This is a genomic window from Nitrospirota bacterium, assembly GCA_040754395.1.
GTDB lineage: Bacteria > Nitrospirota > Thermodesulfovibrionia > Thermodesulfovibrionales > SM23-35 > JBFMCL01.
Genome location: JBFMCL010000031.1, coordinates 25,884 through 34,268 on the forward strand (window position 1 = coordinate 25,884; position 8,385 = coordinate 34,268).

Genomic DNA, 8,385 nt, shown 5'->3' on the forward strand with positions numbered 1-8,385 from the left:
GGGCAATGATCGAGATCGTGAATCTCCACAAGGCGTTCGGGAACAAACACGTGCTCAATGGTGTCGACCTGAAGATAGAAACCGGCGAAAGTATAGTAGTCATCGGAGGGAGCGGTTCCGGAAAAAGCGTTCTCCTTAAACACATCATTGGTATCCTGAAACCTGATGAAGGGCAGGTGTTCATAGACGGGGTTGATATAACAGATCTCAAGGAGAATGAACTCTATGAAGTAAGAAAAAAATTTGGTATGCTTTTTCAGATGGCAGCCCTGTTTGATTCGCTTACTGTATGGGAAAATGTGGGATTTGCGCTTATTAGGCAGAAAAAAATGCATTTGCGCGAGATAAGGGAGATTGTAGCAGAAAAGCTACGCTCTGTCGGACTCTCCGGTGTTGAAGACCTGATGCCGTCAGAGCTGTCCGGAGGCATGAAAAAAAGGGTTGGTCTTGCAAGGGCAATAGCGAACGAACCGGAAATACTTCTCTATGATGAACCTACTACCGGACTGGACCCTATCATGGCAGATGCCATAAATGATCTTATTGTCAAAATGAGAAAGAATCTCGCAGTGACATCTGTTGCAATAACTCATGATATGTACAGCGCATACAAAATTGCCGACAGAATCGCCATGCTGTACGAGGGGAGAATTATTCAGGTTGGCACTCCTGATGAGATAAAGGAAACTGAAAACCCGATAGTCAGGCAGTTCATAACCGGAAGCGCTTCGGGGCCGATTAAGATAGAAGGAGTCCATTATGAAAAAGATTTCAACAGAACTTAAAGTCGGATTATTTGCTATTTTTGTCGTGGCGATACTGGCATTTATGACTTTCAAGATAGGTGACATCGACTGGATGAAAAAAGAAGGGTATGTCGTAAATGTCTACTTCAAGAATATTGCGGGACTTGATGAGAAAACCAAGGTTAAGGTTGCGGGTGTAAATGCAGGAGTCATCGAGAAAATAGAACTTGACAAGGGCAAAGCCAAACTGACCGTCAGGATGGACAGTGATGTCAATCTTTACAGCGATGCAAGCGCTTCAATTAAGGCAGCAGGGCTTCTGGGAGATAAATATCTCGAGATTAAAACCGGAACTCAAAAACCCTTGCTGACAAACGGAGATACGCTGAATAATGTCATCGAGATCGTAGACCTCGACGATCTGACGCGCAATCTAACCGCTGTCTCGGAAAATATCAATACACTCGCCCAGTCGCTGAATGAGTCTTTTGCTACCGAGGAAGGAAAGGATGCAATAAAGCAAGCCGTCCTCAATCTGAAAGATATCACTGTCAGCATGAAGGAAACGATCGCGGTGAATGATCAGAAGCTGAGAACAACGCTCGACAATATCAACAATCTTGCCTCATCAGTCAATGATCTCGTGGAGAAGAACAGTGAAAAAGTTACGTCTGCTGTCAGCAATATAAAGGATTTCTCGGAAACGCTGAAAGAAGATGGCCCACAGTTCGTCGAAAGCCTGAATAAAGCTGCAAATGACCTCAGGGCGATGGTCGAGGAAAATCGTCCTACAATAAAGAGCGCTACAGATTCCATCGACAATATCGCAAAAAAGATAGAAAAAGGCGAAGGGTCTCTTGGAAAACTGATTAAGGATGACCGCCTGTACGAATCAATAAACAAGGCTGCGGAAGGGATAGACAGAACGATTGGTGCGGTTGAGCGTTTCAGGACATTTATTACCTTCCAGTCTGAGTATCTCACGAAACCAAAGGAAGGAAAAGGATATTTTTATCTCACGCTTCAGCCAAAGCCTGACAAGTACTATATCCTTGGTGTCGTAACAGACCCTATTGGCAAGGTTACCTCAAAAGAGATCGTGCGTGTTGAGGACGGGGTAACAACACGAATTGAACAGGAAAAGACGGAGAAGAAGATCGAATTCACTGCGCAATTTGCCAAGAGGTTCGATGACCTTGCGCTGAGGATAGGCATGACAGAGAACACTTTCGGGGCTGGAGCAGATTATTTCTTCATGAATGACAAAGGGAAAATTGTCGCAGACATCTGGGATTTCTCAAACGATGAGGACGGGGCAAAAAATCCCCATGTCAGAATCGGGGTTGACTACTTCTTTTTCAAGAACCTGTTTCTGACAGCCGGAGCGGATAATATTTTCAACAAGAAATGGCGGGGAGGGTATGCAGGTGTTGGTGTGAGGTTCGAGGATGAGGACATTAAATATCTTTTCGGGACGCTGCCGAGCATTTCTGCAAAGTAACAACAAATGCTGAGTGCGACTGCAACACGTGCGCGCCGGCGATAAACCAGAAAGAGAAAGGAGGTGAACCCTTGAAGATTCCGTTCATGAAACAGATTTCCTGGTATCTTGTTGTCGCAATGGTTGTCATCGCGATTGCCCCAAGGGTGGAAGCGGGGCTTGCGCCTTCAGAGATAATAGCTCTTTCAAAAGCGGATCGCGCTGCTGACCTTGAAAAGATTCAGAAGATCCTTGAGGTTAAGGCCGTGAGTCAGAGACTGATGCAGTACGGGCTTACACACGAGGAGATTCAGTTAAGACTTTCACAGCTCAGCGACCAGCAGATTCATCAGATAGCCCTCCAGCTGGATGACCTGAAGGTTGGACAGGATGATGCCCTTGGTCTTATCATCGCTCTTCTTGTCATTACGATATTGGTGATTATTATTCTGAAACTCACGGGTCATAAGGTCATCATTACGTAACGGCTGTCTTTAAGTAGCTTTTTAGTGCCCTCACCATCCCTACTGAGAGGGTGGTGAGGGCAATTCCATGCAGCCATTGCTATCATGGTGATCTTCAGACACAGGTATACTCCATTGCATATATGAATACATTACCCGGACCTTGCGATAAGTGTCTCAAACGTTTAGCGAGCAAGTCACTGCAGGAAACTGAGAGGTACACAGCAATCACCTGCGGGAAGACGGGATTGCTACGTTACGCACGCAGTGACAGTTCCTGTCGCTGGATCTGGCAGATCATGTGCCTATTAATGCCTGCCTTTTGTATGAAGACGTATGCGCTGTACGTTACCTCAGCACTGTTTTTCGCCTGCGTTTCTGTTGCCGGAATTCCCCAAAATGATTCCATGCACATAATAGAAAACATGCCTTTTCATCCTCAGGAATCATATCAGTGCGGTCCCGCAGCACTTTCCATGGTCCTGAACTACTGGGGAATTGCAGTCTCTCCTGAAGAAATAGCAAAAGAAATCTTCAGTGAAACTGCACGAGGAACTCTGAATATTGACATGCTTCTTTTTTCCCAAAGGAAAGGAATGTTTGCAGTCCAGTACAGGGGGAGCATTGATGATCTGAAAAAAAACATACGGTCCGGATATCCTGTTGTCGTTCTGGTGGATTACGGCTTTTCCCTCTATAAAAAACATCATTACATGGTTGTTTACGGATATGGTGAGAATGGATTGATAATAAATTCAGGAAGAAGCGAGAAGCGGTATATGAAGCAGGAAACTTTTTTGAATCTTTGGGAAAAAGCAGAATACTGGACACTCCTCGTCATACCGGAAGAAGGCCGATGAGAATGTTCCTCGTACGATTTCTCCGGCTGTTTTTTCTGATTTTTTTTGGGCTCTGGATAATAAGCGCCTGTGCCCTTCCCAGAATAGTCGTGCTGGATGATCCGCTGAGCCCTGAGGAGCGTCTGAACCTTGGCGTTACATATGAACACAAAGGAGAACTCGAGAATGCCTTAAAAGAATATGAGACTGCTTCAAGAAAACTACCCGTTGCATACCTTTATATGGGAAATATCTATTTCATGAAGCATGATTACGAACAGGCGGAAAAATACTACAAAAAGGCGATTACGAAGATACCCGGGATCGCCGATTCTTATAATAATCTTGCCTGGCTCTATTATGTCAAAAGGGAACGCCTCGATGAAGCTGAAAGACTTTCTTTGAAGGCGATTGAAATGAACCCTTCAAAAAAAGATATATATCAAGATACCTTGGAAAAAATACGCGCGGCACGGGCACAATGATATCTCAGAAGATGAACCTGAAGTCTCTTTCCAGAGAATCCCTGCACGCTTTTTTTGAAAATCAGGGTCTGCCGAAATATCGTGCTGCGCAACTCATCCATTGGATGTATGACAAACATGCGACAAATATCGATATGATCTCCGAATTCCCAAAGGAACTCAGAAGCCGGCTGAATGATATAGCCTATATAAGCACCCTGAAATTGCTCGAAAGACAACAATCATCAGACGGCGCAAAAAAGTTTCTCTTTGAACTTGAAGACGGACATACAATTGAGGCTGTCTATATCCCTGAAGAAGACCGTGCTACCTTATGTGTATCCTCACAGGCAGGCTGTGCGATGGGATGCCGGTTTTGCCTGACCGGAATGCTCGGTCTGTCCAGGGATCTGCAGGCTTGTGAGATTGTTGACCAGATTATTGCCGTAAACAGGCTTGTCTTTCCCGGGAAGGTGAACAACCTTGTTTTTATGGGAATGGGTGAGCCGCTTGCAAATTTCGTTCAGGTGGTTGATGCATTATGGAAAATCGTCGATTTTATGGGTATTTCCAAAAGAAGGATTACTGTTTCAACCGCTGGCATAGTACCGAAGATTCCACTTTTTCGTACACATGCTCCTGAAGTGAATCTCGCAGTATCGCTCAATGCTGCAAATGATCAATCAAGAAGTGAATTAATGCCCGTCAATAAAAAATATCCGATGATTTCACTTATCGAAGCATGCAGAAAATACCCGCTGGGGAGAGGAAGAAAAATCACGTTTGAGTACGTGCTTATTGATGGGAAGAACAGTTCGCCGGAAGATGCCCTGAAGCTGGGCAGACTGCTCAGAGGTATTCGGTGCAAGGTGAATCTCATTCCGCTGAATCCTTTTCCAGGGAGTGACCTGAAGCCTCCTGCTGATGAAGGAATCCTCACTTTTCAGGATATTCTTGTGAAAAACGGTATAATGACCTTCATAAGGCGGAGCAGGGGAAGGGATATCCTTGCTGCGTGTGGTCAGCTGAAGGCAGGTCATACCGAGAAAAAAAAGGGCGGGATACGCATCCTCCCGCCCACACCGTAACAGAATCCTTTATTGCGATTCCAGCACAAAACGTTTGTTGACCGGAAGTACAGGCCTGTTATTGCCGAATCCCATGAGTGTCTTAAATTTCTCTATCTGTGCTTCAGATACCTCAATAGGTGTTTTCAAGACAGTCCAATTGACCCCTTCGCTGCAGGGAGGAGTTGTCAGTGAGCCGAAATAGTGATAGTTTTTCATATCTTTTGGCAGGAGACCGGAGGCATTCACAGAGATTCCTTCGACCACATTCTCCTTGTTTACCTCAGAAGGCAGATTATCCCAGAGAACCTGGATTATTTTGTTCGCGTTCCCTTTTTTCATGAGAAGGCCGACAACAGCCAGCTCATCACGGTCATTTTTATGTACCAGGTGCATCTCCATGTCATAAAAAGCACCCTTCACTGTGTGTTCACTCGGGGCATGGAAATGGAACTGGAGAAGCTGATACTGCTGACCATCAATGGTCACAAAGCTTCCGGGTTCATAGTTGACCTGAATGGCATGTCCGTTATTGATGATCTTGAGAGGGCTTTCTTTGTATGCAACTTCAATTTTATCCAGTTTTGTCTTGTAGGTCTTGTCGATATCGATTGGCGACTGTGACATCCCGGTGCCGCAGAGTGCAAACTCCGGTTTCAGTTTGCCCCAGTTTGCCGGTGCCCCTTCTCCCGAGTACCCCCAGTGAATTTCATGCTTGACTTCCTGGACAGGTTTTTCTGCAGGCTTTTCAGCGGGTTTACACCCAAAAACAACAATCAGCAGTAATAAAGAACATATGATGCAAAGAATCTTTCTTGCCATTTCTTCCTCCTTAGAAAAAAATCAAACATGAAGGCGAAGATATTTCTTCCCCTTCCTCATCACCCTCCATGCATGCCATTCCCCAAAAATGTCTTTCACCTCCTTTTTGCAATGAATTTCCGACAAAGCTTCTTTTCACAGTCATACGGAAAACCGTTTGCTGAAAGGTGTCATTTCCATGGCAATCATTTTAGCTGATTTCAAATATTTTTTTCAGCAAAACTGCCATTACAGATAATCAGGATGCATGATATCACCGAATATAATCCGGTTTATTTTTCTTGATGATCCGATAGGTGACCTGAACGTAACTGCATCATCGGAAACGTCATCGAGAATTCCCAGTGCTATTGTGTCGTCATCATGGTTGAGACCGATCAGTGTTCCCTCCCTGAACAGGGAAACGTTCCGCGCAGGCATGCTGTTGTACAGTAAAACCGCCTCATTCCTGTAAATGAGAAAGTCAGATAACAGAGATTCACGGAAATACGTTTCAAACTTGTTCTTCCGGTACAGGCTGCGAGTCACAGCATTTCGCACCTTTGCAGCAGATGATGCCTTGATTCTGTGGACAATGGCACCCTCTGTCTGTTCGATGAGATGTTCGATTTCTTCCCCTCTCTGAACAGCGATGAGATGCATAGGCCTGACGGCTTTCATCTTGCCGATTTTCAGCGATTCGCCGGCGAGACCGCTCACAAGACCAGTGGTATCGATAAGGGTGATGCCTGAAGGCTGTTTGCATATTTCAGACATCTTCCTGACCCCCCCGATCATCAGAGGGATAGATTTTGCTGGATTCAGTGTTCCGACAAATATCATTTTGTCGTGGGTAAAATTATCGAGATCTCCTTCATTGGCAAACTCTTTCTTGCAGATCGTTCCCGGAATACCGAGTGACGACTGCCCGATATCTGCATCAATAAGACATGCGGAAGTGCGGGCAGAGACCATTCTTTTCAGAAGATAGCGTATGAGAGTAGATTTGCCGGAATCGGTTGCCCCGATGACAATCGCATTTCCCCTGTGCTGCAGAAGACTCTGAACGGTGATATCCCATTCGGGTTCGGTTATGATTTCCATGATTTATTTTTAGTACTTGACCGTTACCGTGTATTGAAATATTATTATAATCATCCAAGAGTTTTTTGATAATACGATGCAGAGGAGGAGAAGAGTATGAAGAAAAGCGAATTAATTGAAATGCTGAAGAAAGACCTCGCAGATGAGCATGCGGCCATTATACGCTACCTTGTACACGGATGGCTTGAGGGAGAGGATACGCCTATCGGAGCAAGCCTGATATCCAGATCCAGAGAAGAGATGTGGCATATGCACTGGCTGGGGATGATAATCTGCAAACTGGGCGGAGAACCCGACTTCAAGCCGGCTCCTTACCCATACGATCCCACGAACAGGGCGACTATTTTCAAATCCTATGTTGCATATGAGGAAAAGCTGGTTCCTCATTACAACGGTCAGGCTGGGCGGGTCGACGATCCCCACATCAAGAGAGTCTTGCAGCGCGAGGCATGGGAATCCGCGTATCATGCAAAGAAATTTCAGCGTATACTGAACAAACTGACTCCCGTGCAGGCTAAAGGAGTTCCGGGTGGAGAAAAAGAACTTCCGGACGGACTCCTCAATCTCCTGCAGAAGGAAGTAAGCGGCAAATACAATGAAATGCTGCAGCATATCCGCTATTCATGGACTTTCCAGAAAAAGGGACTTATGGCCTGGAACCTCATGGATCAGGCGATGGAGAAGATGAAACAGGTAGCGCATTTTGCAGAAGACATCGGCGCAAACGGCATTGATGTGAAATTCAAGCCAGGCAAGCTGGATCTGACTATGGCTGTCAATAAAGCGCTTATAAAGGCCTCAGATGATGCAAAAAAAGCTTACAGGCGACACGTAAAGCTCATGAAAGACAGTGAAATACAGAAACACGGGGGGATGGCTGTCAATCTCGATCTCACTGTCCGGCAGGAACAGTTCCAGGCAGAGGAGCTGTCGGACACCGTGACGGGAACGTAACAGCAACAGCGGGGGATGAAGGTTTAGCGAAAATGATTTCCATACCTTCTTTCTTTTGTCAGATGAAAAGTTATTCCCAGAACTGAGTTGCTCTCGAATATACCGTCAGTTATTTTACCGGTAACGGAAAAACATTCCTGTATGCTGCGAAACTATTGCATTTATCGATGCCGTAAAACTGTAGGTATAAGGCTCCCTGTTTAGGAAACCTTCTCCCATGTCATGGTATTCAAGCTCCACACGTTCAAATCCAAACAGCGGTTGGGGTTGGAATGTGCCAGAGGTTCAAAGATAAGCCCCTGTACCAGGAAGACATTCAGTCAAAAATTTTATTAAAGTATACCATTACTGTCCGGTTAAAATAGAGCCCCTTGGATAGGAGTGTCCTCGCTTATTTTTAATCTATCAGGCTTTAATGTAAGGATATCTATGATAGCCTTTCTTTCGAAAAGCATTTCTCGTATAA

The 8,385-nt window shown here is 45.2% G+C and carries 9 protein-coding genes; 7 read left to right on the forward strand and 2 right to left on the reverse strand.

Annotation, left to right across the window (positions count from 1 at the left end; genetic code table 11):
* Positions 1-5: 5 nt before the first annotated feature.
* The 6 genes from AB1552_13050 (at position 6) to rlmN (ending at position 5,081) form a co-directional block, all read left to right on the forward strand.
* Positions 6-785 (forward strand): ABC transporter ATP-binding protein, encoded by a 780-nt coding sequence (locus AB1552_13050; protein ID MEW6054694.1) that lies wholly within the window; start codon positions 6-8, stop codon positions 783-785.
* Positions 760-2,247, forward strand: a complete 1,488-nt coding sequence (locus tag AB1552_13055) for an MlaD family protein (protein ID MEW6054695.1) — start codon at positions 760-762, stop codon at positions 2,245-2,247. The genes AB1552_13050 and AB1552_13055 overlap by 26 nt, the downstream gene beginning before the upstream one ends.
* A gap of 71 nt (positions 2,248-2,318) precedes the next feature.
* The gene (locus tag AB1552_13060) at positions 2,319-2,711 is read left to right on the forward strand and encodes a PA2779 family protein (protein MEW6054696.1); all 393 of its coding nucleotides are present in this window, start codon (positions 2,319-2,321) and stop codon (positions 2,709-2,711) included.
* Positions 2,712-3,097: 386 nt separating this feature from the next.
* The gene (locus AB1552_13065) at positions 3,098-3,550 is read left to right on the forward strand and encodes a C39 family peptidase (GenBank protein ID MEW6054697.1); all 453 of its coding nucleotides are present in this window, start codon (positions 3,098-3,100) and stop codon (positions 3,548-3,550) included.
* Between the two features lie 2 nt (positions 3,551-3,552).
* On the forward strand, positions 3,553-4,014 hold the full coding sequence (locus tag AB1552_13070; protein MEW6054698.1) for a tetratricopeptide repeat protein: 462 nt from the start codon (positions 3,553-3,555) through the stop codon (positions 4,012-4,014).
* Between the two features lie 11 nt (positions 4,015-4,025).
* Positions 4,026-5,081 carry a 23S rRNA (adenine(2503)-C(2))-methyltransferase RlmN gene (gene rlmN, locus AB1552_13075; GenBank protein MEW6054699.1) on the forward strand — a complete coding sequence of 352 codons (1,056 nt, stop codon included), beginning with the start codon at positions 4,026-4,028 and terminating at the stop codon, positions 5,079-5,081.
* Between the two features lie 9 nt (positions 5,082-5,090).
* Here the strand turns inward: rlmN and AB1552_13080 are convergent, their stop codons facing one another.
* A complete protein-coding gene (locus AB1552_13080) occupies positions 5,091-5,882 on the reverse strand; it encodes a carbonic anhydrase family protein (protein MEW6054700.1) in 792 nt (263 codons plus the stop codon).
* A gap of 228 nt (positions 5,883-6,110) precedes the next feature.
* The gene (locus AB1552_13085) at positions 6,111-6,965 is read right to left on the reverse strand and encodes a Clp1/GlmU family protein (GenBank protein ID MEW6054701.1); all 855 of its coding nucleotides are present in this window, start codon (positions 6,963-6,965) and stop codon (positions 6,111-6,113) included.
* Between the two features lie 96 nt (positions 6,966-7,061).
* Between AB1552_13085 and AB1552_13090 the strand changes: the two genes are divergently transcribed.
* Complete coding sequence (locus AB1552_13090) at positions 7,062-7,919, forward strand: ferritin-like domain-containing protein (protein MEW6054702.1); 858 nt, start codon at positions 7,062-7,064, stop codon at positions 7,917-7,919.
* Positions 7,920-8,385 lie beyond the last annotated feature (466 nt).

What these genes read in the sequence shown, in the direction of transcription:
- AB1552_13090 (MEW6054702.1), top strand. Translation starts at nt 7,062, where the DNA reads ATGAAGAAAAGCGAATTAATTGAAATGCTGAAGAAAGACCTCGCAGAT.
- AB1552_13080 (MEW6054700.1), bottom strand. Translation starts at nt 5,882, where the DNA reads ATGGCAAGAAAGATTCTTTGCATCATATGTTCTTTATTACTGCTGATT.
- AB1552_13050 (MEW6054694.1), top strand. Translation starts at nt 6, where the DNA reads ATGATCGAGATCGTGAATCTCCACAAGGCGTTCGGGAACAAACACGTG.
- AB1552_13055 (MEW6054695.1), top strand. Translation starts at nt 760, where the DNA reads ATGAAAAAGATTTCAACAGAACTTAAAGTCGGATTATTTGCTATTTTT.
- AB1552_13065 (MEW6054697.1), top strand. Translation starts at nt 3,098, where the DNA reads ATGCACATAATAGAAAACATGCCTTTTCATCCTCAGGAATCATATCAG.
- AB1552_13085 (MEW6054701.1), bottom strand. Translation starts at nt 6,965, where the DNA reads ATGGAAATCATAACCGAACCCGAATGGGATATCACCGTTCAGAGTCTT.
- AB1552_13070 (MEW6054698.1), top strand. Translation starts at nt 3,553, where the DNA reads ATGTTCCTCGTACGATTTCTCCGGCTGTTTTTTCTGATTTTTTTTGGG.
- rlmN (MEW6054699.1), top strand. Translation starts at nt 4,026, where the DNA reads ATGAACCTGAAGTCTCTTTCCAGAGAATCCCTGCACGCTTTTTTTGAA.